This is a genomic window from Pseudomonas sp. PDM25 (assembly GCF_019219045.1).
In the GTDB taxonomy this organism is placed as follows: domain Bacteria; phylum Pseudomonadota; class Gammaproteobacteria; order Pseudomonadales; family Pseudomonadaceae; genus Aquipseudomonas.
In genome coordinates this window covers 399,467-424,588 of record NZ_JAHUWL010000004.1, presented here as the reverse complement: position 1 = coordinate 424,588, position 25,122 = coordinate 399,467, and the positions used below count along the sequence as shown (strand labels likewise).

At 61.7% G+C, this 25,122-nt stretch carries 23 protein-coding genes; 4 read left to right on the top strand and 19 right to left on the bottom strand.

Annotated elements, in window-relative coordinates; all coding sequences use genetic code 11:
- Positions 1–71 precede the first annotated feature (71 nt).
- Positions 72–791 carry a 16S rRNA (uracil(1498)-N(3))-methyltransferase gene (locus tag KW848_RS10145; protein WP_111448480.1) on the top strand — a complete coding sequence of 240 codons (720 nt, stop codon included), beginning with the start codon at positions 72–74 and terminating at the stop codon, positions 789–791.
- A gap of 132 nt (positions 792–923) precedes the next feature.
- On the opposite strand, the gene KW848_RS10140 is transcribed toward KW848_RS10145, so the two are convergent.
- Genes KW848_RS10140 through KW848_RS10130 form a run of 3 tightly spaced genes read right to left on the bottom strand, consistent with a single transcriptional unit; the run spans position 924 to position 3,465 of the window.
- On the bottom strand, positions 924–1,826 hold the full coding sequence (locus tag KW848_RS10140; protein WP_111448479.1) for a transporter substrate-binding domain-containing protein: 903 nt from the start codon (positions 1,824–1,826) through the stop codon (positions 924–926).
- A gap of 28 nt (positions 1,827–1,854) precedes the next feature.
- Positions 1,855–2,205, bottom strand: a complete 351-nt coding sequence (locus KW848_RS10135; protein WP_218536713.1) for a RidA family protein — start codon at positions 2,203–2,205, stop codon at positions 1,855–1,857.
- 18 nt (positions 2,206–2,223) lie between these two features.
- On the bottom strand, positions 2,224–3,465 hold the full coding sequence (locus tag KW848_RS10130) for a D-amino acid dehydrogenase (protein WP_218536712.1): 1,242 nt from the start codon (positions 3,463–3,465) through the stop codon (positions 2,224–2,226).
- Positions 3,466–3,572: 107 nt separating this feature from the next.
- On the opposite strand from KW848_RS10130, the gene KW848_RS10125 reads away from it, so the two are divergent.
- Complete coding sequence (locus KW848_RS10125) at positions 3,573–4,535, top strand: LysR family transcriptional regulator (RefSeq protein WP_218536711.1); 963 nt, start codon at positions 3,573–3,575, stop codon at positions 4,533–4,535.
- Between the two features lie 59 nt (positions 4,536–4,594).
- On the opposite strand, the gene KW848_RS10120 is transcribed toward KW848_RS10125, so the two are convergent.
- Positions 4,595–5,212, bottom strand: a complete 618-nt coding sequence (locus tag KW848_RS10120; protein WP_111448475.1) for a hemolysin III family protein — start codon at positions 5,210–5,212, stop codon at positions 4,595–4,597.
- 131 nt (positions 5,213–5,343) lie between these two features.
- Here KW848_RS10120 and KW848_RS10115 point away from each other — a divergent pair, with 131 nt between their 5' ends.
- Positions 5,344–6,258, top strand: coding sequence for a LysR substrate-binding domain-containing protein (locus KW848_RS10115; protein WP_008033325.1), 915 nt, complete (start codon positions 5,344–5,346; stop codon positions 6,256–6,258).
- A 119-nt stretch (positions 6,259–6,377) separates the two neighbouring features.
- On the opposite strand, the gene madM is transcribed toward KW848_RS10115, so the two are convergent.
- From madM to KW848_RS10060, 11 genes are all read right to left on the bottom strand, one after another.
- Complete coding sequence (gene madM, locus KW848_RS10110) at positions 6,378–7,142, bottom strand: malonate transporter subunit MadM (protein ID WP_218536710.1); 765 nt, start codon at positions 7,140–7,142, stop codon at positions 6,378–6,380.
- Between the two features lies 1 nt (position 7,143).
- The gene (gene madL, locus KW848_RS10105; RefSeq protein WP_123369130.1) at positions 7,144–7,560 is read right to left on the bottom strand and encodes a malonate transporter subunit MadL; all 417 of its coding nucleotides are present in this window, start codon (positions 7,558–7,560) and stop codon (positions 7,144–7,146) included.
- Positions 7,561–7,625: 65 nt separating this feature from the next.
- Complete coding sequence (gene mdcH, locus KW848_RS10100; RefSeq protein ID WP_218536709.1) at positions 7,626–8,537, bottom strand: malonate decarboxylase subunit epsilon; 912 nt, start codon at positions 8,535–8,537, stop codon at positions 7,626–7,628.
- The gene (locus tag KW848_RS10095) at positions 8,534–9,154 is read right to left on the bottom strand and encodes a malonate decarboxylase holo-ACP synthase (protein ID WP_218536708.1); all 621 of its coding nucleotides are present in this window, start codon (positions 9,152–9,154) and stop codon (positions 8,534–8,536) included. The genes mdcH and KW848_RS10095 overlap by 4 nt, the downstream gene beginning before the upstream one ends.
- The gene (gene mdcE / locus KW848_RS10090; RefSeq protein WP_218536707.1) at positions 9,148–9,951 is read right to left on the bottom strand and encodes a biotin-independent malonate decarboxylase subunit gamma; all 804 of its coding nucleotides are present in this window, start codon (positions 9,949–9,951) and stop codon (positions 9,148–9,150) included. The genes KW848_RS10095 and mdcE overlap by 7 nt, the downstream gene beginning before the upstream one ends.
- Positions 9,948–10,790, bottom strand: coding sequence for a biotin-independent malonate decarboxylase subunit beta (locus tag KW848_RS10085; RefSeq protein ID WP_218536706.1), 843 nt, complete (start codon positions 10,788–10,790; stop codon positions 9,948–9,950). Before KW848_RS10085 ends, mdcE begins: the two co-directional genes overlap by 4 nt.
- The gene (locus tag KW848_RS10080; protein WP_008026217.1) at positions 10,783–11,082 is read right to left on the bottom strand and encodes a malonate decarboxylase subunit delta; all 300 of its coding nucleotides are present in this window, start codon (positions 11,080–11,082) and stop codon (positions 10,783–10,785) included. Before KW848_RS10080 ends, KW848_RS10085 begins: the two co-directional genes overlap by 8 nt.
- The gene (locus KW848_RS10075) at positions 11,082–11,939 is read right to left on the bottom strand and encodes a triphosphoribosyl-dephospho-CoA synthase (protein WP_218536705.1); all 858 of its coding nucleotides are present in this window, start codon (positions 11,937–11,939) and stop codon (positions 11,082–11,084) included. Before KW848_RS10075 ends, KW848_RS10080 begins: the two co-directional genes overlap by 1 nt.
- Complete coding sequence (gene mdcA / locus KW848_RS10070) at positions 11,939–13,609, bottom strand: malonate decarboxylase subunit alpha (protein ID WP_008152587.1); 1,671 nt, start codon at positions 13,607–13,609, stop codon at positions 11,939–11,941. Before mdcA ends, KW848_RS10075 begins: the two co-directional genes overlap by 1 nt.
- A 261-nt stretch (positions 13,610–13,870) precedes the next feature.
- Positions 13,871–14,296, bottom strand: coding sequence for a hypothetical protein (locus KW848_RS10065; RefSeq protein ID WP_076029438.1), 426 nt, complete (start codon positions 14,294–14,296; stop codon positions 13,871–13,873).
- Complete coding sequence (locus KW848_RS10060; RefSeq protein WP_218536704.1) at positions 14,259–14,888, bottom strand: nucleotidyltransferase domain-containing protein; 630 nt, start codon at positions 14,886–14,888, stop codon at positions 14,259–14,261. Before KW848_RS10060 ends, KW848_RS10065 begins: the two co-directional genes overlap by 38 nt.
- A gap of 477 nt (positions 14,889–15,365) precedes the next feature.
- On the opposite strand from KW848_RS10060, the gene KW848_RS10055 reads away from it, so the two are divergent.
- A complete protein-coding gene (locus tag KW848_RS10055) occupies positions 15,366–15,740 on the top strand; it encodes a DUF6124 family protein (protein ID WP_218536703.1) in 375 nt (124 codons plus the stop codon).
- Between the two features lie 114 nt (positions 15,741–15,854).
- On the opposite strand, the gene KW848_RS10050 is transcribed toward KW848_RS10055, so the two are convergent.
- From KW848_RS10050 to KW848_RS10035, 4 genes are all read right to left on the bottom strand, one after another.
- The gene (locus KW848_RS10050) at positions 15,855–16,310 is read right to left on the bottom strand and encodes a chemotaxis protein CheW (RefSeq protein WP_111448464.1); all 456 of its coding nucleotides are present in this window, start codon (positions 16,308–16,310) and stop codon (positions 15,855–15,857) included.
- The gene (locus KW848_RS10045) at positions 16,303–22,314 is read right to left on the bottom strand and encodes an Hpt domain-containing protein (protein WP_218536702.1); all 6,012 of its coding nucleotides are present in this window, start codon (positions 22,312–22,314) and stop codon (positions 16,303–16,305) included. Before KW848_RS10045 ends, KW848_RS10050 begins: the two co-directional genes overlap by 8 nt.
- Positions 22,315–22,366: 52 nt before the next feature.
- Positions 22,367–24,424 (bottom strand): methyl-accepting chemotaxis protein, encoded by a 2,058-nt coding sequence (locus KW848_RS10040; protein WP_218536701.1) that lies wholly within the window; start codon positions 24,422–24,424, stop codon positions 22,367–22,369.
- A gap of 156 nt (positions 24,425–24,580) precedes the next feature.
- Positions 24,581–25,114, bottom strand: a complete 534-nt coding sequence (locus KW848_RS10035) for a chemotaxis protein CheW (RefSeq protein WP_192409141.1) — start codon at positions 25,112–25,114, stop codon at positions 24,581–24,583.
- Between the last annotated feature and the right edge of the window lie 8 nt (positions 25,115–25,122).

Genomic DNA, 25,122 nt, shown 5'->3' with positions numbered 1-25,122 from the left:
TGTGGGAGCGGGCTTGCTCGCGAATGAAGTCGACACCGATTCAGATGATTAATACTTTCCAGAGACCCAGCATGAGACTGTCCCGCTTCTTTATCGACGCCCCCTTGAGCACCGGCGAACACGAGTTGCCCGAGGCCCAGGCCCATTACATCAGCCGCGTGCTGCGCATGGCCGAGGGTGATGCGCTGCAACTGTTCGACGGCTCGGGCCACGAGTTTCGCGCCACGCTGGTGGAGGTCGGCAAGAAGCGCGTTGTCGTGCAGATCGATGAAAGCTTCGCCGGGCAGGTCGAGTCGCCCTTGTCGATCCATCTCGGCCAGGGCTTGTCCCGTGGCGAGCGGATGGATTGGGCGATTCAGAAAGCCACCGAGCTGGGCGTCACGGAAATCACCCCGATTTTTAGCGACCGCTGTGAAGTCCGGTTGAAAGATGAGCGCGCCGACAAACGCCTGATGCACTGGCGCCAGGTTGCGATCAGCGCGTGCGAGCAATGCGGGCGTTCACGGGTGCCGGTGATTCATCCGCCGCTGCTGTTGGCCGATTGGCTGAAGCAGACGCAGGCCGAATTGAAACTGGTCCTGCATCCGGTGGCTGAGCCGTTGGTGAGCCATGCGAAACCGGCGACGCTGGCGTTTTTGATTGGCCCGGAAGGTGGGTTGTCCGATGCGGAAGTCGAGCAGGCCAAGGCTGGCGGTTTTCACGCCGCCCGCCTCGGCCCCCGCGTGTTGCGCACCGAAACCGCGCCCGTCGTGGCGTTGGCGGTGGCGCAACAACTGTGGGGCGACTTCTAGGGCCTCTTCGCGAGCAAGCCCGCTCCCACATTTGATCTCTGAACGACACAGATCAAATGTGGGAGCGGGCTTGCTCGCGAAGGCCGGCGACGCGATCTACAAGACACAAAACAGAATCTGATCGTTCAGGAACTACTGCACCGGATCACTCACCGGCTTGGCGATAATCGCTTTCAACTCGCTGGTCATCGGGAATTCAAGGTTCAGGCCTTTGGGTGGAATCGGTTGCTGGAACCAGCGTTGGTAGATGCCGTTGATCTCGCCCGAGCTGTACAGATCAGCGAGGGTCGAGTTCACCAATTCGAGAAACTGCGGGTCGCCCTTGCGCACCATGCAGCTGTAGATTTCCCGCGACTGCTCCTCGCCCACCACCACCCAATTATGCGGATCGCGGGCCTTGGCGCGTTCGCCGTAAAGCAACGCGTCATCCATATAGAACGCCGCCGCCCGACCGGACTGCAACATCTGGAACGCTTCGCCGTGGTCCTTGGCGCTGATCACGAACATATCGATCTTGTGATCGACGTTGTAGCTCTTCAGAAACCGCTCGTTGGTGGTGCCGGCGGTGGTCACGACGTTCTTGCCGCGCAGGTCGGCGAAGCTTTTGATGCCGCTGTCCTTCGCCGTGAGCAACTGCCCCTTCACGTAGATAAACCCGTAGGAAAACGCCACTTGCTGCATGCGCTCGGCGGTCACGCCGGTGGAGCCGCACTCAAGGTCGACCGTGCCGTTCTGCACCAGTGGTATGCGCGTTTGCGAGGTCACCAGGTTGTACTTCACCTGCAGATCCGGCAGTTCAAGCTTTTGCTTGATGCGCTCGACAATCTTGCTCGCCAGGTCTACCGAATAGCCCATCGGCTGCCCGGTGTGATCGCCCACGTAGGAGAACGGCACCGACGCGTCGCGATAGCCCAGCGTGATGCTCTTGGCATTGGCGACCTTGTTCAGCGTGCCGGTCAGTGGCGCTTCGTTGGCCTGGACCTGACTGGCGAGCAGCAGGCCGAGGGTGCAGCCGATCAACGTGATTTTTTGCATTGTTATTCTCCGTTGTGGGTTTAAACGATTAGCGGCGGGCGGCGATCACGGTGATTTCCACCAGGACCTCTGGACGAGCCAGTTGCGCCTGCAAAGTCGTGCGGGTCGGCGCCATGCCCGGCGACAACCACTGCGACCAGACCTCGTTCATGGCGGCGAAATCGCGGCCAATGTCGTTCAGGTAAATGGTCGCGTTGAGCAGATGATCCTTGTCGCTGCCAGCCTCGGCCAGCAACGCGTCGATCTTCGCCAGCACCTCGGCGGTTTGGCCGGTGACGTCGGTGCTGTCACCCGGGACCTGTCCCGAGAGAAACACCAGATCGCCAAAGGTCACCGCGCCAGAGAGTCGGCTGTTGCTGTGGATACGGTTGATGCTCATCGGTTTTTCCTTTTCAAGTCAGGCGACGCGGGGGGCGAGGCCCTGCATTTCGATTGAAGGTGCGCGCCGGGCGATCAACTCGCTGAGCAACTGGGCGCTGCCACAGGCCAGGGTAAAACCCAGGGCGCCATGGCCGAGGTTGAGCCACAGGTTGCGGTACGCCGTGGCCCCGATCAACGGCACGCCGCTGGGGGTGGCCGGGCGCATACCGGCCCACTCGATGGCGGCGTCGTAATCACCGGCGTTGGGCAAGGTTTCCTGTGCCTGGCGCTTGATCAGCGCCAGGCGTTTGGGGTCGAGCGCCGGGTCGAAACCGACAATGTCGACCATCGCCGCCACGCGCAATTGGTCACCGAGGCGGGCGTAAACGATCTTGCGGTTGTAATCGGTGATGCTCAGCTCCGGCGCACGATGTTCGGCGCGGATGGGCAAGGTCAGGCTGTAACCCTTGAGCGGATACAGCGGCAGGTTCATGCCGGGCAGCGCCAGCGCCGGACTGCGATGGCCGGCGGCAATCACCAGTTGCTCGACCGGCAGCACCTGCGAACCCATTTCGACGGCCTGTACCGCGCCGTCCATGTGGCGAATGCCAGTGACCTTGCGCCCGAGCAAAAACTCGCAACGCCCCGAGGCCTGGAGCCGAGCCATCAATCGCTGGCAGAACGCATGGCAATCGGCGACCTCTTCGTCGGGGGTATAAATCGCGCCCACAAACGGCGCCTCGGCGAGTGCTGGCTCCAGTTGGGCGCATTCGGCCCGCGACAGCACGTGCTGCTGTTGCGGATCGGCCAGGCCATGGCGCGCATGCTCAAAACTGGCGGCTTCACGGAACGTCACCAGTTTGCCGTTGCGCCGCCAGTCGAAACCGTCGAGGCGGTCTTCTTCGCGCCAGGCTTGCAGCGTGGACTGGCTCAGCAGCGCCAGACGCAGCAGGTGCGCGCCGTTACGCTGATTCACCGAACGACGGCAGGCCGCCAGGAAGGACGCCATCCAGCGCCATTGCGCCGGGTCCAGGCGCGGACGCAGCTTCAACGGCGAGTCACCGCGCAGCATCCAGCCAAGCGCCTGAAGCGGTACGCCGGCATCGGCCAGCGGCGCGACGTAACGGTAGGACAACTGGCCGCCGTTGGCGAAACTGGTCTCGCTGCCCAGCGAGTCCCGGGCCTCGATCAACGTCACGTCGATGCCGTCGCGCACCAGTGCGTATGCCGTCGTCAGCCCGATGACGCCGCCACCGATAATGCAAACCCGCTGAGCCATGTCTGTCCTTAACCGTTGTTGAAACAGGCTTCAGATTAGGACCAGGTGACAGGCGTTGAACAATGCATAAAGATGCCTGACCCATAAACAAAGGTTATGGACTTGCCATGCGACTGCGACACATCGAGATTTTCCAGGCCATTCGCCAGACCGGCTCGGTCAGTGGCGCCGCGCAGTTGCTGCACGTGTCGCAGCCAGCGGTGAGCAAAGTGCTGCAACACGCCGAGCAGCAACTGGGCTTCCCGTTATTCCTGCGGGTGCGCGGTAAATTGCAGGCCACGCCCGAAGCGCTAGAGCTTGAGCGCGAAGTCGACAAGGTCACCGAAAGCCTGCAAGGCGTGCGACGCCTGGCCCAGAGCCTGCGGCGCGAGCCGGGTCACAGCGTACGGATCGGCGCGATTCCTGCGCTGGCCCTGTCGCTGCTGCCGCCAGCCATCAACGAGTGGACGCAACGCTACCCGGACATCGTCTGCGAACTGTCCAGCGCCCACAGCCGTGAGCTGATGCAGAACTTGTTGATGCGCGAAGTGGATGTCGCGCTGACCTTACAGCCGCCGGATCACCCGGGCCTGAAGGCGCAGGTGTTGGCCTGCGGGGTTTTAGTGGCGCTGGCGCCGTTGGGTTATTGGGCCGACGACGCCTTGGGCCAACCGTTGCCATTGATCGAACTGGCCGGTGCGCCGCTGATCGGCCTGTCCAGCGCCGACCCGCTGGCGGCCAGGCTCGACAGCTACCTTGAGGCGGTCGAGCCGCCGCCACGGGTTCGCATCGCCGTGCAGACCTATTCGCTGGCGCGGGCGATGGTTGAATCCGGTGCCGGGCTGGCGGTGATCGACCCGTTTACCGCGCTCGGCGCGTCCCCCGCCACCACAGCGATTCGACCTTTGGCGCCAGCGTTACCGATCACCCTGTACGCGGTGACCCGCGCCGACGAACCGCCGCCCCACACCCTGAGCGACTTGTTGCAGGTGTTCAGCCGACGAGCGCAGGCGCAGCTGGATCACCTGTATCCCTGTGGGAGCGGGCTTGCTCGCGAATGCGGTGGATCAGTCAGCGATGATGTCGACTGACCTGACGCTTTCGCGAGCAAGCCCGCTCCCACAGGTTTTGCAGGTAGCAGCAGTGCGGTCTACACGACGTAAAACATAATCGCCACGAAGTGCAGCAGACTCCCGGCGATCACGAACAGATGCCAGATCCCGTGGGCATGGCGCAGACGATGATCGAGGGCAAAAAAGATAATGCCCACGGTGTACAACACCCCGCCCGACGCCAACCAGGTAAAACCGACAGGGCCCAACGCTGCCAGTAACGGCTTGACTGCCACCAGCACGATCCAGCCCATCACCGCGTAGATCACGATCGACAAAATCCGCGCTTCGGAACGCGGTTTAATCTCTTGCAGGATGCCGATCAGCGCCAATCCCCAGACAATTCCGAACAGGGTCCAGCCCCACGGCCCGCGTAGCGTCACGAGACAGAATGGCGTATAGCTGCCGGCAATCAACAGGTAGATCGAAAAGTGATCGACCTTCTGCATGATCGCTTTCTTGCGCCCACGCACGCTGTGGTAAACGGTCGACGCGCTGTAAAGCACCAACAAGGTGAACCCGTAAATCGCCACGCTGACGATCTTCCACGGGCTGCCGTCCATACTGGCGATCACCAGCATCCACACCACCCCGACAACCGCTGCCACCGCCCCGACCAGATGCGTCCAGGCGTTCAATCTTTCCCCGTGATACATGTATTGCTCACCTCAAGATGTAGGAGCTGTGCAGGAGCTGTCGAGTGAAACGAGGCTGCGCCTACAAAAGCCATCGAGCCAAACGTTAGCCAATTGGGCACAATCGAGCGATTCGAATAAGAGTCTGGCCCATGCTGATCGATGAAGAGTTGACCCTGAAAAAACTCGAGGTGTTCCTGGCCTTCATGCGCACCGGCAACCTGGCCCGCGCCGCTGCCGAGTTGCAAACCAGCAACGTCAGCGTGCACCGCGCCATTCACTCCCTGGAAAGCGCCCTGCGTTGCCCGCTATTCAAACACGAAGGTCGCAACCTGACCCCACTCGAAAGCGCTTATGTACTGGAAGAACGGGCGCAGAAGCTGATTCAGGACGTGGTCGAAACCGTGCGCCTGACCCGCGAAGCCGCCGGGTTCTCCGCTGAGCGCTTCAAGCTTGGTTCGCTGTATTCGCTGACGGTGAAAACCGTGCCGCAGCTGATCATGGGCCTGAAGATCCGCCGCAGCGAACTCAACATCGACCTGATCCTCGGCTCGAACTTTGACCTGCTGTACAAGCTCAAGAACATGGAAGTCGACGCGATCCTGGTGTCGCTGGACGAGAGCGTCAACGACCCTGACTGCGAGCAGATCCCGCTGTTTTCCGACGACATCTTTCTCGCCACACCGGCGGATTCAAAGTTTGCCCAACGGACCGAAGTCGACCTTGCAGAAGTGCGCGACGAGACATTCATTACCCTGACCCAGGGCTTTGCCACGCACCAGGACGGTAATCGGGTGTTCAAGCAGGCGGGGTTCGAACCGAAGGTGGCGATGCAGGTCAACGACATCTTCACCTTGCTGAGTATGGTCAGCTCGGGCGTGGGGTATGCGTTGCTGCCGGGACGGATTGCGGCGGTGTATGAGAACCGGGTGAAGCTGATTCCGTTGCAGGAAAAGTATCGGTTGCAGCAGCACATTGGCGTGGTGTTCTTGAAGGCCAAGGAGCGGGATCCGAATCTGTTGGCGTTGCTGGCGGAGTGTCGGATGTATGCGAACCGCCAGGCTTGAGACCGAGTTGGCATCAATCGCCAGCAGGCTGGCTCCCACAGTGGAAGTGCAAACCTTATTCCCCTGTGGGAGCTAGCCTGCTAGCGATGGCGTCAATCCAGACAACTCAGAATCTGAAGTCAGCCGACAATCCCGCGAACAATGAAGTACAACAACGAAGGCCCCAGCAAGCACCCAAGCCCGGTGTGGAACGTCGCCGTCAACGCGCCATAAGGCACCAACCGCCGATCCGTCGCCGCCAACCCGGCTGTCACACCGCTGACGGTGCCAGCCAGCCCACCAAACACCATCGCCGAGCGTGGGTTATCCAGCCCCATCCAGCGTGCGGCCATCGGTGTGCCAACCATCACAAAAATCGCCTTGATCAACCCGGTGGCAATCGACAACGCCACCACATCGGAACTGGCGCCAATCGCCGCCCCGGTCACCGGCCCGACGATGTAGGTCACCGCACCCGCGCCGATGGTGGTCATGCTGATCGCATCGCGATAACCGAACACCCAGGCCATGCTTGCGCCAACAATGAATGGCAGGATCGTGCCCAGCAACAGCGCAATCACGCCGATCAAACCGGCCTTTTTCGCTTCGGTGGCTTGCACTTCGAACGCCGTGGCGACGATCGCAAAGTCCCGCAGCATCGCGCCACCCATCAGGCCGATGCCGGAAAACAGCGTCAGGTCCGCCAGGCCTTTTTGCCCGCCCGTCAGCGTACCGCCGACCCAGGCCAGAACAAGCCCGATGACGATGGCAATCGCCGAACCGTGAATCCGTCCGAACGTCAGGCGCTTGGACAGCACCACCGACACCCACATGATCACGCCGACGAACGCGAACGCCGTCACCAGACTGTTATTGGTCAGCCCCTTCTCAATGAGTTCCCACATATCAGCGACCTCCTACTGGCGTGCCGACCGGCGTTACTTGCGCCGGTTCATCGGGCAACGGTTCGCCTTTGTGAGTCCGGCTGATCAGGGCAATGGTGCAACCGCAGATCACCACTGAACCGATCGCCGCCAGCACCGCCACCGGGCCGCCGTGCAGGGCGGTGACGACGTTTTGTTGCGCAGCCATCGCGACCACCACCGGAATGTACATGGCGCCCCAGAAGCCGACGCCCATCTCGCAATCCTTGGTCATGCCGCCGCGTTTTTGCATCCACAACCGCGCGCAGATCAACAGGATCATCGCGATCCCGACGCCGCCGACGTTGGATTTCACGCCCAGCAACACGCCGAGCATGTCGCCTACGATCACCCCTGCCAGCGTACAAATCGCTAACAGCGCCACACCGTAAATAATCATTGTTGTTGTCCTCAAAGTGCATCGTCGAATGTTGTTTTTGTTGTTCGAAGGCCTGAGTCGGTGTTCTAGGGTTGGCGGCTTCCCTCCTCACGCAACAGCGCCTGCAAGGTATCGAGCCGCGCACCGTCGAAGGCAATCACGGTGCCCTGCTCGAACACCCGGCGCGCCAGCCCGGTCAGCACCGCACCGGGCGGCAGTTCGATCTGTAGACGTACGCCGCGCTCGTAGGCGCTTTGTACCGTGCCGCGCCAATCGACGACGCGGCACATGTTGAACGCCAGGTCGTCGCGCAAGGCGTCGGCGTTGATGATGGGCCGGGCGCGACTGCCGCTCAGGTAGCCCAGCGTCGGTGTTTTCAGCCGCACCTTGGCGAAGGCGTCGGCCAGGGTTTTCGCAGGTGTGTCCAGCAGTGGGCAGTGGGACGGCACGCTGACGGCCAGGCGTTTGGCCAGGCCAGCACCGCGACCTTTGGCCAACTCGGCGACGGCCTTCATCGCGCCATCGCTGCCAGCAATCACCACTTGGTTATCAGCGTTGATGTTGGCCAGGTAAACCGGCGTGTCGACGCTGTGAACCTGCGCCAGCAACTCTTCCACCGTGGCCAGGTCCAGACCGATGATCGCGGTCATGCCATAGCCCTGCGGATAAGCCTGTTGCATCAGTTCACCGCGCAGGCTCACCAGATGCAGCGCATCGCTGAAGCTCAGGGCACCGGCGACCACCGCTGCCGGGTAGGCGCCGATGGACAATCCCGCCACGTAATCCGCCGTCATTAACAACTGGCGGGAAGCCGCGACGCCAGCGATCAACAGGCAGAGCTGAACCGCTCTTGTCGACTTCAGCGCTTCGGCAGAATCCAGAAGAAAAGCGTCTTCCCCGAGGACTTCACTTGCCTCGTTCACTGTTTCCCGAGGCAAACGATGCAGCATGCCCGGCTGCTGCGCGCCCTGGCCAGGGAACACCAGCAAACTGCTCACGCTGCTTGCTCCTGCGGGTTCCAAGGGTTAATCACCAGAACAGCCTGACTCGCATTTTTCAGCAAAACCCGACGTGCAGAGCCGGCCCATTCACGCAAGGCGACTGCACCGAATGGAGTCTGCAACTGCATGTCCACCGGGCAGACAGCAACATCGAGAAGCTTCACCAGTGCCTGCGCCTGCACACGATCCAACGGCTGCGGTGTACGCAGGATCAAGTCGAGATCGCTGCCCTCGTGCAACGCCTGAAAACCGCTGGCCAATTCAAACCCGGCGCTGCCACTGACACCCCACACCCACTCACAGGAATCGAGCATCGGCCGCAGTTGATTGAGGGCGCGCACTGCCGGTAAATCCCGATCAATCGCGACATGACAAAGCGCTTCCGGCCGGACTTGACGCTGGATTGCATCGACCGACATCACCGTTGCATAACGCTGCTCACGCAAGCGCCCACGCACGCCGACCGCGATGTGATCCGCCGCGCTCAACGCACGCCGAACCACCACCGGTTGACCCGCACTGATCGACTCGATCGCCCACGAAGGCGCATCCGCAGGCAACTGCTCCGGGGTCAGCCCCCAGAGCAGGTCGTGGGCCAGAAGCGTGTTCACCACTGCGCTCTCAGCAATTGGCGAACCTGGCTCGACGCCGCACGGTTGCTCGCGCCCAAGCGGCTGCTCAGGTCTCGGCCACTGGTGGCGACATCGCCAATCGCCTGGTTCAGGCATTCAGTCACCCGCGTCAGATCCGCCGCCGTCGGCTGCTCGATCTGTTCCACTGACAAGGTTTCCCAAAGCAGTCCAAGGCTCGCGTAACTGTCGATGTCGTACGCCATCGGCGGCACGCTGGCGGCCAGTGCTTCGAGTTCTTCGACGCTGCGCAACGTCACCCGCGCCGCCGAAGCCTTGCCCATCGCATGCACCATCACGCCCGGATCGCGCAGGGCGATCAGCCGATTGGCCTGATACCCATGCGCCAGAAACGCCCCGGACATCGCCTTGCCCACCAGCAAACCGATCACGGCATGGCCGGCCAGTCGGGCGCGGGCATAACTGTCTGCGGCACCGGCCAAGGCCTGATGAATGCCGAGCGCTTCTTCGCGCCGACCGTAGGCCTGACTCGGCACGTCGACGATGGCGATCAAGGCGCGTTTCTGCGGTTTATCCAGATCCGCTGCGATGACGTCATCCACGGCTTTGGCCAGTCCCCAACCTTCCAGCAGCCCGACCTCGCCATTGCGGGCGCGGACGAAACGGTTGTCGGGATCAGCCACCACCGCGATAAAGCGAACGGGTTGGTCACCCAATACACCGTCGGCAACCTTCAACGAAGCGGGCAAACCATCAACCGGTTTGGCGCCTGCACTCAAGGCGTTGAACCAGTTCAAACCTCTCAGGGAATACGAACTCATGAGCGCTCTCCTTGATACAGATCGCGAACCGTCGACGGCTCGATTTGCGGCTCGGCGTCCAGACGAGCCAGTCGTTGCAGGAACCATTCGGCCTGACGGCTGCGTTGCTGTTCCGGCAAACCTTGCTTGAGCAATTCACTGACCTGCTGTTGAACCTGCGCCACGTCGTCAACGACAAAACGATCCACCAAACCACTGGCAAAACGTTGCTCGCCACCGGTCAGGCTCCAGATGAAAGGACGATCACGGGAGTCGTATTCCTCAAGCCCCGCTTCCTGTTCGATCACTTGCGGACCGTTCAGGCCAAGCCGCGCTTCCTGGGTCACCAGCAGATAACTGCACAACCCGGCGGCAATCGACATCCCGCCAAAGCAACCGACGCTGCCGGCCACCACACCCACAACAGGCTGGTATTGGCGCAGGTCGACAATCGCCGCATGAATATCGGCAATCGCCGCCAGCCCGAGGTTGGCCTCCTGCAAACGCACGCCACCGGTTTCCAGCAGCAATACGGCGCGGGTCGCAATGCCATTGCGGTTGTCTTCGGCGGCGAGTTCCAGCGCACCGGCAATCTTCGCCCCACCGACTTCACCGAGGCTGCCGCCCTGGAATGCGCCTTCGATGGCAGCGATCACCACCGGCAAACCGCCGATGCTGCCCTTGGCGATCACCACGCCGTCATCCGCTTGCGGCACCACGCCCTGGCGCAACAGCCATGGCGACATGACACGCTGAAACGGGTCGAGCAATTCGCGGAAGGTGCCGGCGTCGAGCAAGGCTTTCGCTCGTTGTCGGGCGCCGAGTTCGACGAAGCTATGTTTGCGTAGGAGATCAGTCATGGCCGATCTCCTCAAAGCCTTGTTCCAGACGCAAGCGCACCACACCCGGCGTCGCGCCGAAATCGTGGATATCGATGGCCATTGCCGGCGGTGTCTGACCATCGAACATCCGCGCAAACAGATGCTGCCAGCGTTGTTCGGCGCCGTTGACCGAGGTCTGCACCTTGATCGTCAGTTTGCCGGCCTGGCCGGGTTCGATCAGCACTTCCAGATCGCCCGAGCCGACACAGCCCACCAGCGTCCGGCCGCGTGGCGGCTGCCCGGCGGGGAATTCAAAAGATAGGGTTTCCATCAGAAAGCTCCGGATTCGATGCGGTCGATGAACAAGCAAGCGGCGAGCAAGTCAGCAGCGCCGCCAGGCGAGGCGTTCAACGCGATCAGTTGTTCATCCAAGTCATGCAAACGACGGCGGCCGGCGAGGCTGGCACTGCCGCCCGCATCGAGCACGGCCTGGGCGCCGAGTTGCATGGTCTGCAGGCCTTGTTCGCCGGCACGGTAGAGCACGCAGGTGTCGGCCAGATTCGTCATGATCGCCAGCAAGGCATCGAGCCGGGCGTTCTGCTCGCCATGACCGGCGGCGCGGCTGTGTTTGAGTTGCGGCAGCGCCCGTTGAATCACTGCCGGGAAACCGAGCTGCGCTTCTTCACGGGCACCGCGTGCGCCATAACGCTGGGCGACTTGCGCGCCGTGGCTCAGAGGACGCGGCGCGTAACGGTCGTCGAGCAAGGCCAGACGTGCGGCGCGCACAGTCACAGCGCTTGCCTTGGTATTCGTGGATTCCAACGCGGCAGCAGCGACCAACAGGCCCAAGGCCCAAATCGCCCCGCGATGAGTGTTCACGCCGCCCGTGGTGGCGAGCATCACTTCTTCGCCCTCACGACCGATCAGGCCAATCGCTTCGCGCAGCGGCAAACCGACTTCGCCGAACTCGATGGCCGCTTCCGCCATTTCCTTGAACGCAGGCCACAGGGCCAGCGCCGAAGCGTGCATCAGGCCGAGGTGCAAATCGGTGTGAGCGCCATTACCACGACGGTCGACCAGCGCCGGTTTCGGCGACAGGTCCGCTTCGTCGATCAGTGCGTCCACGGCCAGATCCGCCAGCCGCTCAGCCAGGGACAGGGTTTTCGGTTGCAGGTTAAATGCGTGCATTACCAGCTCCTGAACTTGGCGGGCGGGTTGTAGAGGCCACCGGACCACTCGACCAGATCGGCCACGCTTTTGGCGGCGAGCAATTCGCGGGTGGCGTCGGTGCGGCGGATGCCGAGGTCTTCGGGCAAGGCGATCAGGCCTTCGCGGCGCATGCGCGCGGTGTCTTTCGGATTGTGGCGCAGGCCGATGACGGTGACCCCGGCCACGGCCGCGATCATCGCCTGACGTTCTTCCAGCGAACGCGCTTTGTACAAATAGGCGATGCCTTCTTCGGTCAGCAGGTGGGTGACGTCGTCGCCGTAGATCATGATCGGCGCCAGCGGCATGCCGCTTTTTCTCGCCACTTCTACCGCGTCGAGGGTTTCGACGAAGGTCGGTTTGCCGCCCTCCTGGAAAGTCTCGACCATTTGCACCACGAGTTTTTTGCCGCGTTCGAGCAGCGCTTCGGGCGCATCGTCATGGCGCATGTCGAGCCAGGCCGGGGTGCCGTGACGACGACCGCGTGGGTCATGGCCCATGTTCGGCGCCCCACCGAAACCGGCCAGGCGGCCGCGCGTCACGGTGGAGGAATGGCCGTCGCCATCGACTTGCAGCGTGGCGCCGATGAACAGGTCCACCGCGTATTGCCCGGCCAGTTGGCAGAACATCCGGTTGGAACGCAGGGAGCCGTCGCGGCCGGTAAAGAACACGTCGGGCCGGGCGGCGATGTAGTTTTCCATGCCCAATTCGGTGCCGAAGCAATGCACGCTTTCGACCCAACCACTTTCGATGGCCGGGATCAAGGTTGGGTGCGGATTAAGGGTCCAGTTGCGGCAAATCTTGCCCTTCAGGCCGAGGGATTCGCCGTAGGTCGGCAGGATCAGTTCGATGGCAGCAGTGTTGAAACCGATGCCGTGGTTCAAGGACTGGACGTTGTGTTTTTCGTAGATCCCGCGGATCGCCATCATCGCCATCAACACATGCACAGGCTTGATGTGGCGTGGGTCGCGGGTGAACAGCGGTTCGATGTAGAACGGCTTGTCGGCCACCACCACGAAATCGACCCAGGAGGCCGGGATGTCGACGCGAGGCAAGTCGCTGACATCGTCCACCAGTTGATTGACCTGAACAATGACGATGCCGTCGCTGAAAGCGGCCGGTTCGATCAATGCGGGGGTGTCTTCGGTGCTTGGGCCGGTGTAGATGTTGCCGGCACGGTCGGCCATGAAACCGGCCGAGAGCACGACGTTGGGAATCAGGTCGACCACCAGTCGCGCATAGAGCTCGATGTAGGTATGGATCGCGCCGATTTCCAGCAGGCCGTCTTCCAGCAGCTGGCTGATGCGCAGGCTCTGGGTGCCGGCGAAGGAGAAGTCGAGCTTGCGGGCGATGCCGCGCTCGAACAGGTCCAGGTGCTCGGAACGGCCGACACTGGGCATGATCATGTGCAGGTCATGCAGCTTCGCGGGATCGGCCTTGGCCAGGGAGCGGGACAGGAAGTCCGCCTGCTTCTGGTTGTTGCCCTCCAGCACCACACGGTCGCCGGGCAAGATCAAAGCCTCCAGCGCCGCAACGATTTTGTCGGTGGGCAGGACCACACCGTCGGCGAGACCCCGTACCAGCTCGAGACGCCGCTGCTTTTCGCTGCGCCGCCGCGTCCATCGCGAGTCGGGGGATATTGTTGTTGTCATGACCACTCCACGGGTTCGCTGTCGTGGGAGTCACCTTAGGAGCGTTGAGTGGGGGCATCAATCAAGCGGAGTGTTGGATTGTTACGGTCAGGGTAATGGTTGACGGGCGGGATTCGTTGCCCGCGCTGACGCCTTCGCGAGCAAGCCCGCTCCCACCGGTATTGTGGACGACTCAGGACTTGAGCACGACACGGACACTGTGGGAGCGGGCTTGCTCGCGAAGAGGCCGGAACAATCCCCGCAGTTTTCAATGACGGAGCATTACAGTCCGGTCATCTGCTGCTGCACACGAATCTGCAACTGCTCGGCACTTTCCAATAGCTGCGCCAACAACGCCGGATCTTCATCCATATAGCCTTCGTACTCCGCCAGGTTTCGTCGCTCATGACACAGGGCGAATAGCCGAACCTGTACTTTGCCAATATCAGCGGTATGAACCAGGCACTGAAACACCAGATATCGCTTGTCTGAACGGTAGCCGCACAAGCGAAGAGCCGTCAGTGCAAGGGCATGGGCAGCGTTGTAAGCCAGGTCGAAACGACTCGCGAAGGAAAGCGAAGACGTTTGCGCGTCTTTCAATCGATCCACAGCTGAACGCATCAATCCTTCGCATTCCTTGCGATCCGGCGGCTCAGCTTTCAGTCCACCGCTACGTAACAGATTCTCCAGGTTCTCGTTGCTGCCCATCCTTGGACTCCAAAGGGTTTCCCCCCATCAGATTGATCTTGTCCTGCTGCGCTACCCGCACGACAAAACTATTTTCAGCCGCCAGTTTCGCGGCCCAGTCGTCGGGGGTGTAGAGCGTCGGGTTAAGGGGGCGGCCCAGTTGCTCTTCCATCGGCATGAGCCGCTCCATCACTTCACTGTAGTGCAGGCCCTCGCCGATCAGCATGAGATCAATGTCACTGGATGCGTTTGCCTGATCCTTGGCGATCGAGCCGTACACAAATGCCCAGGTGATCTGTTCGGCAAAGGGTTGGAGCGCCTGACGCAAAGGCTCGGCAATACCAAAGGTTTTACGGGCAATGCCCAGCAGTTCGGCATAGATCGGGCAGTCGGGATTGGCTTGATAGTGGGTCTGGTTGCCCTGACGGGTCATGGTCAGCACGCCTGCCCGCTGCAACCGATCCAGCTCGCGCATGAGGCTGCCTTTACCCACTTGAGCCCAGCGGGCGATCTCGTTGGCGTAAAAACTTCGGTCGGGTTTACCGAACAATAGGCCCAGCACTTTTTGCTGGGTGGTGGTGAACAAGGCTTCGCTCAATGACAGGTTTTTCACGGCAACGACCGATAAGTCCCAAAAAGGGAACGATAGGTCCCTTTTTGGGAATCTTCAACCTGAACGCAGAAACCTTTGTGGATAGGAGGTTTGCAGGAAGGTCCGACAGCTTGGGTTTTGTGTTTAAAAGTTTGTCCGCAGGAGTGGTGTGAGGCTACACAGCCTGGCGTCGCTGCCTACAGCAATGCCGGAACCCGCTGACTGGTGCGGTTTTGCGTTGGTCTTTATCGTTTGTGTGTCGCTGCCAACCTCAGCGACCGGGATTGGAACCCCGTGGTGTTAACGAGGCAATAGCGCCTTTCATAACGTATGCTTGCGCACCTTTAATGTGTGCACTCCGTTATGGCGGCTGTGCGCGGGAGACCTTAGTGTCTGTCGGGTTTTGTCCGTTTGCCCGGGTTCCAACCCGCGTACAGCTGCCACCCCTTCGATTGGAACCCGATGGAGCAGCTGAAACTCATTAAATGGAGCTTCACTATGTTCAAGCCAACTCCCAATCCCCCGGAAACCGATACCGGTTCCGAAGCCTCCCTCGAAGCCGAAAAACTCAAGGAAGCCGCCGACCGCGTCTTTTCCTACTATTTCCCACCCCCTGAAAAACCGGGCAAGCGCCGCAAACATCACCTCTTCACCGTCTCCCCCGATATCGACACCGAAGCCCTTCTGACCAATGCCTCCGAAGACCTGCTGTCCATCAGCGCCATTGCGGCCGATCTGGCGGACGATGTGGAAGGCTCACGCCGCTCTGTAGCCTTGGCGCTCAGCCGCATGGCGGAGGGGGTGCAGTTGTTGGTGGAGCGGGCGCTGGATCATCATGAGGAATCTCAACTGAAGGCTCAGGCCAGCGCTTAGCAGTCAGGGCTGTGGTGAATTGAAGGCCGCCTTCGCGGGCAAGCCCGCTCCCACAGGGGGTTTGTGTACGACGCAGATCCAATGTGGGAGCGGGCTTGCCCGCGAAGGGGCCAGTCAGGTCAACCCGGCATTCACCAGCAACGCCTCCAACGCCAGCAAATTCGGCACCTTGGCCACTTGTTCCCCCACCTGCACCGCCGCCTGTTCCAGCGAGCACAACGGTACATCCACATAGCTCAACTGACTATCAAGCTTGTAAGACCGCGGAATCCCCTGCACCAGCAAGGCGATGAATTTCAGATCGGGCCGCCCACCGAGCGCATTGAGGATGACGATCCGCGCCCGCTCACCAATGACGATTTTCTGCCCACACGCCGACTCGAAACTGATCAACGGAATCTGTCGATCCCGCCACTTCACCAACCCCAGGTACCACGGCGGTGTGTCGAGGTCGAAGGCGCTGGGTTGGTAATCGATAAGCTCCGCCACAGCGACGTTGGGCAAGATCAGGTTGCGGTCAGCCAAGGGCAGCAGCAGGCCGGTGAGGTTGCTGGTGCGGTGCTCAAGCATGGGTTTTGCTCCACAGGTGGATGCTGTCGAGCAGCACCGATTCCTGGTACGGCTTGCCGAGGTAGTCGTTGACGCCGATGGCCATGGCGCGGTCGCGGTGTTTCTGCCCGGTGCGGGAGGTGATCATGATGATCGGCAGGTGCTGCAGACGTTCGTCGGCGCGGACCTGGGTCGCGACTTCAAAACCGTCCATGCGCGGCATTTCGATGTCCAGCAGCATCAGGTCAGGCATGTGGTCTTCAAGCAGCAGCATGGCGTCGACACCGTCCTTGGCGGTCAGCACGTTCATGCCGTGGCGTTCCAGCAGACGGCTGGTGACCTTGCGCACGGTGACCGAGTCATCGACCACCAACACCAGCAGCGGTTTATGCGGCTCGACCTCTGCGTCCTGAGTCACTGGCTGTTGCGGCAAACGGGCTTGCATCGCGCGGATCGGCGCCAGCAAATCAAGAATCAGCACCACCCGCCCATCGCCGAGAATTGTCGCCCCGGATAAACCCTGCACCGCCGCAAATTGCGGGCCGAGGCTTTTGACCACGATCTCGCGAGTGCCGGCCATGGAGTCGACTTGCACCGCGATATGCCGTTCGTTGCACTGCACCAGCAACACCGGCAACGGCAGGCTCTGGCCCAGCAGTTTCGGGCGATGGCTGGTTTTCAGCAGTTCGCCGAGGTAGCACAGTTCATAGTCTTGTCCGGCGTATTGGTAGGTCGGCGGATCGAGCCGGTAATGCCCTTCAAGTTCGTTGGGCAGCACGCGAACGATGCCGTCGATGGTGTTCAGCGGGATCGCGTACTGATCATCAAAACACTGCACCATCAGCGCCCGGTTGACCGACACGGTGAACGGCAGGCGAATGCGAAAGTGCACGCCCTGCCCCGGCACAGAGTCGATGCTCATGCTGCCGCCGAGCTGCCGGACCTCTTCATGCACCACGTCCATGCCGACGCCGCGTCCGGAAATCTGGGTGATTTTCTCGGCGGTGGAGAACCCTGGTTGCAGGATGAATTGCAGGACATCGCGGTCGCTGATGTCGCTGTCCGGGGCCAGCAACCCGCGTTTGATCGCCTTATTCCGCACCGCGTCCAGCGGCACGCCGGCACCGTCGTCGCGGATGTCGAAAATGATGTCGCCGCCCTCTCGCGACAGGTCGAGGGTGATACGGCCCTGAGCCGGTTTACCCGCGGCGATACGCACCTCGGCGGATTCCAGGCCATGATCCACGGCGTTGCGCAGCATGTGTTCCAACGGCGCGGCCATGCGTTCGAGGACGTTGCGGTCCATCTCGCCTTCGGCATTGCCGACGATGAAGTCCACGTCCTTGCCCAGTTCGCTGGAGACCTGACGGACGATCCGCTTCAAGCGCGGCAGCATCCGCTCGAACGGCACCATGCGCGTGCGCATCAGGCCTTCCTGCAATTCGGTGTTGATGCGGCCCTGTTGTTGCAGCAGGTTTTCCGCGTCCTGATTGCGTCGGTCGAGGGTTTCCTTGAGGTCGAGCAGGTCGGAGGCGGATTCGAACAGCGCCCGCGACAGTTGCTGCAACTGCGAGTGGCGGTCCATTTCCAGCGGATCGAATTCTTCGTAGCCCAGGCGTTCGGCGTCGACTTGCTGACGGCTGAGAATCCGCCCCTGGGTTTCAGTATCGAGACGACGCAACTGGTCGCGCATCCGCTCAATGGTGGTTTCCATCTCGCTCAGGGTCACGCGCGCATCGTTGACCTGTTGTTCGATCCGCCCACGAAAAATCGAGGTTTCGCCGGCCAGGTTGACCAGATCGTCGAGCAGTTCTGCCGAGACCTTGACCATGTCCGCGCCGACATCGGGTTGCGGTGCCGGCGTTTCGATTTTCGGCGTTGCAGGCACCTGGACCGGTGCCGGTGTTTCGGGCACCGCCGGATGACTGAAATTCTTGATCTCATCGATCAGTTGATCGGCGGGCGGCAATGGCTGACCGGCACGGGTCGCGTCGAGCATCTGCGCCAGTCGGTCGTGGCTGCTTTGCAGCAAGCCGAACAACGCGGCGGTGGGTTGCAACACGCCGGCGGACAGGCCTTCGTAGAGGAATTCCAGCTCATGGGCGAGGTCGCCGATCGGCGCGATTTCCACCATCCGCGCGCCCCCCTTGAGGGTGTGCAAATCACGCAGCAGGGTTTCCACTTCCTGACGATTCGACGGCTCGGCCTGCCAGCGCACCAGCGCCGCGCCGGAGTTTTCGATGATGTCGAAACCTTCCTCGAGGAAGATCTCCAGCAGCTCCGGATCATGCCCCGGTGAATCCTCGGCCCGTGCCGGTTCGACCGTTTCAACAGCGCTGGCGTTGCCTTGGCGAAACTCGCGAATGGCCTCGATCACCTCACCCGGATCACCCAAGGGGCGCTGGTTCTGCAACTGTTCAAGCAGCTGCGCGAGCCGCTCATGACTGTGTTGCAGCAGGTGCGCCAAGGCTTCGCTGTAGGCGTAACGGCGGTCCACCAGACCTTCGTAAAGGTTTTCCAGTTCATGGGCCAACTCACCGACCGGCTCGACCTCGGCCATCCGCGCCCCCCCCTTGAGGGTGTGCAAATCTCGCTGCAACGACAACAATGGCGCAGCGTTGTCCGGGTCGCTCAGCCAGCGCTGCAAAGCCTGGCCGGCGCTCTCGAGGATATCCACCGCCTCTTCGAGGAAGATCGAAACGATCTCATCGTCCAGCTCATGATCCTTTGTGGGAGCGAGCCTGCTCGCGATGGATTCATAGGCGCCGCGTTTATCCTGCAACGATGCGTCATCGTTGACGTCCATCGCGAGCAGGCTCGCTCCCACAGGGGGTAGTGTGTTTTCAAGTTCGGCGGTGGCGTCGCCCAGTTCCCGGATGCTCAGGGTGCGGCTGCCATCGCTGCGAATCAGCCCCATCGCCGACGGATCCAGGCTCTCATCGAGCAACCTGCGCAAGGCCCGAATGCGTTCCGGTTGCGGGCTGACTTCCTGGCCGGCGGCCAGTTCGTCGAGCATGTTGATCAGCGCTTCATGGGCACTTTGTGCCTCATGGAAAAACGCCTCGCTGACCGCCAGGCTGCTTTCTTCCACCGCACCGTAGAGGTCGAGCAAGGCTTCGCAGAGTTCATCCACCGGATGCAGATCCGCCAGGTGCGCGCCTTCGCCGAGGGTGGTCAATTCGTCCAGCAATGCGCTGAGTTCCTGACGCTCGCCGGGATGTTGCTGCCAGCGTTTCAACAGGCTCTCGGCGTCCAGCAGGATGTCCATGCCTTGGGCGAGGAAGTTGTTGATCAGTTGCGGATCACGCTTGATGCGCAACCCGGAATTCGGTGCACTCAGGAGCATTTCCAACCGCTCGGCCAGCAACGCCTGGGTTCGTTCGATCAATGAGCGGGCGCCGGGAATCTCCGCCAGCGGATCAGTCTTGAGCTGTCGCAAGCCGAGACGGAACAGTCCTTCGGCTTCGAGCAGCAGTTCGACTTCGTCCAGGTCGAGGGCGAGCAGGTGCGCCTTGTACTCCCGGGTCAGATGATCCAGCGGTTTTGCCAGCTCGGCGATCGGCAATACGCCCGCCATGTAGGCACTGCCCTTGAGGGTGTGCAGCGCCCGCTGCAACTCGTCACTGGCCTGCAATGGCACGTGCTCGGCGGCTTTATCGAGGAAACGGTTGAGGCTGGCGAGATGGGTCTCGGCTTCCTTGCGGAAGATCTCCAGCAACAGCGGATCGAGGGCCGCCACATCCTGGGTATCTTCATCGCTGACAGGCGTATCGCCCTTGGCGAGGCCATGGGCGCGAGCGGCCAATTGGTCAACGTCGTTGCGCTGGCGCTGAGCATGGCTGGCAAACTCGGCCACCAGTTCCGGCAGCAGATTCACTGCATCGCCCAGCAGTTGTTGCACCGCCGACCCCGGCGCAACGCTGCGTTCCAGCACGCGGTTGAGCAGGTTTTCCACCGCCCAGGCCAGTTCACCCAACACCAACGCGCGGACCATCCGGCCACTGCCTTTCAAGGTGTGGAATGCCCGGCGCAATTCACTCAAGGCAGGTTTATCGTCGGGGTTTGCCGTCCAGCGCGGCAGGTACTCCCTGAGGATTTCCAGGACTTCATCGGTTTCTTCGAGGAACACTTCCCGCAGCTCATCGTCCACCGGCTCTTCACCGGTGGGCGGCGGCAACAGGCTTCCCGGGATCGTCAGGGCGGGCGGATTGACGGAGGACACAGGGCTGGCCAATACATCGGCCAGTGACTTGACGGTCTCAGGGTCGTCCAGTTCCTGCAGATCCTGCATAACCTGCGCTTCACTCGGGCTGAGCACATCGTCAAGCACCGGCACCTGCTGCTCGCTGGGGAAAAAGCCGAGTGAAGCCAGGCTTTTTTCCGCAACGTCGAGCAACTGTTCGCTCGGCGCTTCGGGGTCGTCGCTGAGGCGCTCCAGGTAATACTCGATGCTGGTGATGACGTCGGCCAGGCTGTCCAGTTCCTGCCAGCCGGGATGATCCGGATCCAGCAGCAGGTGCTCGCGGATGAAGTGGTTGCACGTTTCGATCAGGCTCGCCGCACGGCTCAACGGAATCATCGCCAGCGCACCGCGCACCTGGGTCAGCAAGGCCGGCAGTGGCTGCAAGTGCTGGCGGTCCCAGTCGGCGTCGATGTAGTCGACGATCATGTCCTTGGCCTGTTGCAGGCAGATGCGCGCTTCCTTGATCACGATCTGATGGATCTGGGTCAGGTCGGTGGTCGGCAGGCGGCTTTCTTCCTGGCTTTCCGGCTCGACGGTGCCGACCATGCCGGCCAGCGTCGCTTCGACGTAGAGCAAGGCACCGGCGACGTCCATCAGGATCGCGTCGTTGGGCTCACGCTGGCCCTGGGCCAGGCTCAGCACCACCGCCAGCTGATCGATGATGACCTTGCGTGGCTGGCCAAAACCGAGCACCGCCAGGGTGTCGGCGATTTGCCGCAGGGGCGCCAGCAGGCTTTCGAGGTCCGAGGTGTGTTGGCGGTCGCTGCGCACGAACAGGTCAAGGCGTTCCTTGACCCGCACCAGCTCTTCACACAAAGCGGCCAACACCGAGCGCATGGCATCGCGGTCGGGACCGGCCAGCCGTGCGCGTTCTTCGTCGACCATTGCGCTGTCAGGCAGCGCGTCGTCCAGTCCGTAGCGATCTTTCATGGTCAGCATCTGCCCGGTGGGATGTTCGGCCTTGGCAATGTAGAACAGCAAACTCTTGAGTAACTCTAGCGGCGCCGGCTGATTGATGCCCGGCATGCCCTGTTCGAGCAGGCGCTTGAGTTCTTTGTCGGCCTCCTTGAACAGGCTGCGCAACGCCGGACTGTTGGCAATCGAGCCGTCGCGCATGCCTTCGACCAGCGCCGAGGCGACTTGCCACAACGGGCTCAAGGGCGCGTTGCCGCACAGCCCTTCGAGGCGCGCAAAAACCTTGGTCAGGTAACCGAGATTGGTTTCGCCGTCCTGTTCACGCAGTAACCCGACCAGGGCCATCTGCAACATCTGCCGCCACTTGCGCAGCATGTTCGGTAAATCCGCCGGCTCCAGCAGCGCCAGCGCTTTTTCGTCCAGGGGCGGCAGGTCCGGCAGTTGCGGGCTGAACAGGCTGGTTTCCGACAACAGGCTTTCGCCACGGGCGCTGCGCAGATCGTTGATCAGTGGCAACACCACCAGCGGCAGGTCGCGGCGCGCACCTTGCACCCGGTCGAGGTAAATCGGCAGCTGCCCAAGGGCTTGCAGCAACAGGTGGAGCGTCTCATCGCGATGACTGACGCGGTTCTGTTGCAATGCGCTGGTCAGATGTTCCATCTCTTCAGCGAGCAGCGCCGCGCCGTAGAATTCGACCATCTGCAAACTGCCGTGAACCTGATGGAGGCACGCCAGGCATTCGCTGAGGGCGTGCGTCGCCTGCGGGTCATCAAGCAACGTTTCAATCGCCTGGTGAGCCACTTTCAGCGTTTCGGCAATCTCGCCTTTGACCCACTCGAGGGCCACATAGTCGTGCCGATCACCCATAACCACTCCAAATCACTGCTCTACTCAAAAAATGCATTCGCTCGCAGGCGTTTCACACTTTATCTGCAGCCTCAGCCTTGGCGGCCGGCAAGGTGAAACCGGACACCGAACGCCGCAGCTGGCTGGCCATTTTCGCCAGGTTGCCAATGCTCTCGGCGGTGGCGGTGGAGCCGGACGAGGTCTGCGTGGTGATCTGCTGGATCACGTTCATCGTCAGGGAAATCTGACCGGCCGAGGACGTCTGTTGCTGCGCGGCGTTGGAAATACTCTGGATCAACGCGGCGAGGGTCTTCGACACGCCTTCGATTTCTTCCAGGGCCACTCCGGCATCCTGCGCCAGACGCGCGCCACGCACCACTTCGGTGGTGGTCTGCTCCATGGAAATCACCGCTTCGTTGGTGTCGGTCTGAATCGCCCGCACCAGGGTTTCGATCTGCCGGGTGGCGGCGGACGAGCGCTCGGCCAGCCGCTGGACTTCATCGGCGACCACCGCAAAACCGCGCCCGGCATCACCGGCCATGGAAGCCTGGATCGCTGCGTTGAGCGCAAGGATGTTGGTCTGGTCGGCAATGTCATCGATCAGGCTGACAATGTCGCCGATTTCCTGAGAAGACTCGCCGAGGCGTTTGATACGCTTGGCGGTGTCTTGAATCTGCTCGCGAATATTGTCCATGCCGTGGATGGTGTTGTGCACCACCTCGTTGCCCTTGTTGGCGATTTCCACCGAACGCTCGGCCACCGCCGAGGACTCAGCGGCGTTGGCCGAGACCTGATCGATGGACTCAGCCATGTCGTTGATCGCGGTGGAGGCTTCGGCAATCTGCTGCGCCTGATGCTCCGAAGCCTGGGCCAGGTGCATGGCGGTGGCCTGGGTTTCCTGCACGGCGGCAGCGACCTGGCCAGCGGTAAGGTTGATGGTCGCCACCAGATCGCGCAATTGGTCCACGGAGTAGTTGATCGAGTCGGCGATGGTCCCGGTGAAGTCTTCGGTCACCGAGGCGGTCACGGTCAGGTCGCCGTCCGCCAGGTCTTCGATCTCGTCGAGCAGGCGCATGATCGCGTTCTGGTTACGCTCGTTCTTCTCGGCCGTTTCGCGCAGCTGACGGTTGGTTTCACGGACCATCACCAGACCAATGAGGATGATCGACATCAGCGCCAACAGGCCCAGCACGTAGCCGCCAATGGTGTCGGTGTTGCGCCCGCCGGCCAGGTTTTCGAAACCGCCGGCCAGGTGCGAGGCTTCCTCGAGCAGGGTCTGCGACAGGGTAAAGATACTGGTGGCCGATTCACGGACCTTGAACAGCTCCGGCGAGGTTTCGAGGATTTCATCCACCGAACCCGAGACAAATTCAAACAGCTCGGAAATCTCGATCAACCGCGCGCGCGCATCGCGGTCTTCAACCTGGCTGACTTTCAGTGACGGATTGCCCTGGAGCATGCCGTTGAGTACCTGGCCGAATCGCGCCGCATCGCGACCGAAGGCGTCGGCGGCCTGCTGCGAATTTTCATCACCGGACAGCACGGTGTTCACTGCACCGAGAATCCGCTCAGCCAATAGCGACTGGCGCTGGGCCATGGCCACCTGCGCGGCCGGGGCGCCGCGCTGGAGGAGCGTTTCGACGACCTTTTCGTACTCGACCTGCAACTGCGGCACGGTTTCGGCCAGGGTTGCAGCGACTTGATGCAGCGACAGCACGGTCTGCTCGCTGGAGAGGATCGCGTCGGTGTTTTTCAGCAAGCGTTCCCAGTCCAGTTGCACGGCGCGCATTTCCGGGCGCACGGTGGACGGCGCCGGCGGCAGGCCGGTGGCGGGGTCGCCTTTCTTCAGATAGCCCCAGCGTTGGGCAAAGTCATTGCGCGCATCGCTCAGCAGCTTGAACGCCGCCGCCTTGCCGGCCGCCGCTTCGGTGGCGTTCTTGGCAATGCGCTGGGACAGCACGCGCAGCTCACCGGCGTGGCCGATGTACTGTTTGTCGTACGTGGCCTGGGTGTTGAGGTACGCGAAGTTGGCGAACAGCAGCATGATGAAGACGATCAGCGCGATGAACAGCGCGATGATCTGTGACCGGCTACGCGACCCTTCTGGCTTGCCTGTTTTTGCTTTTATCATCGGTCCTCGCCTGTTATCGCACCTTTAGAACCCGCCATAGATCCCCTGTGGGAGCGGGCTTGCTCGCGAATGCGGTCATTCATTCAACATTGATGCTGACTGACCCGCCGCCTTCGCGAGCAAGCCCGCTCCCACATTGGATCTGCGTCATTGCGGTTACAGCGCTACGTGCATAAAGCTTTGGGACTGCACCAACGCAAACGGGCTGAACACCTGCCAGGTCTGCTCACGCTGAAACCGGCCTTTGATGAACGGTGCAATCGGGCCGCTCAAGGTATCTACCGCCTCAAGGCTGTCCTGGGCAAAGTGCTGGAGGCCGACGACTTCATCGACCATCAACCCGGCAAACACGTCGTTATGCTCCACCACCAATACCCGGCGCTGCTTGCGCACAGCTGACAGCTCATACCCGAAGAAGCCGCACAAATCGATGATCGGCAACAGACGCCCGCGCAGGTTGGCCACGCCCTTGACCCAGGGTCTGACCCCTGGCAGTTGGGTGAACCGAGGCTCGTGCAACACTTCGCTGACCTCGCCCATCGGCGCGACGTACCAGTGTTCGCCCAGACGGAAGCCGATGCCGCTCCAACTGTCTTGTCGGGTCGGCTGGGACGGCAAGTCCGCCGCCAGCAGACGACAACGCTGGTCGATCTGCAGCAGCAGTTCGAAAGCCGTCAACGACTCGGTCATGGCCGGAC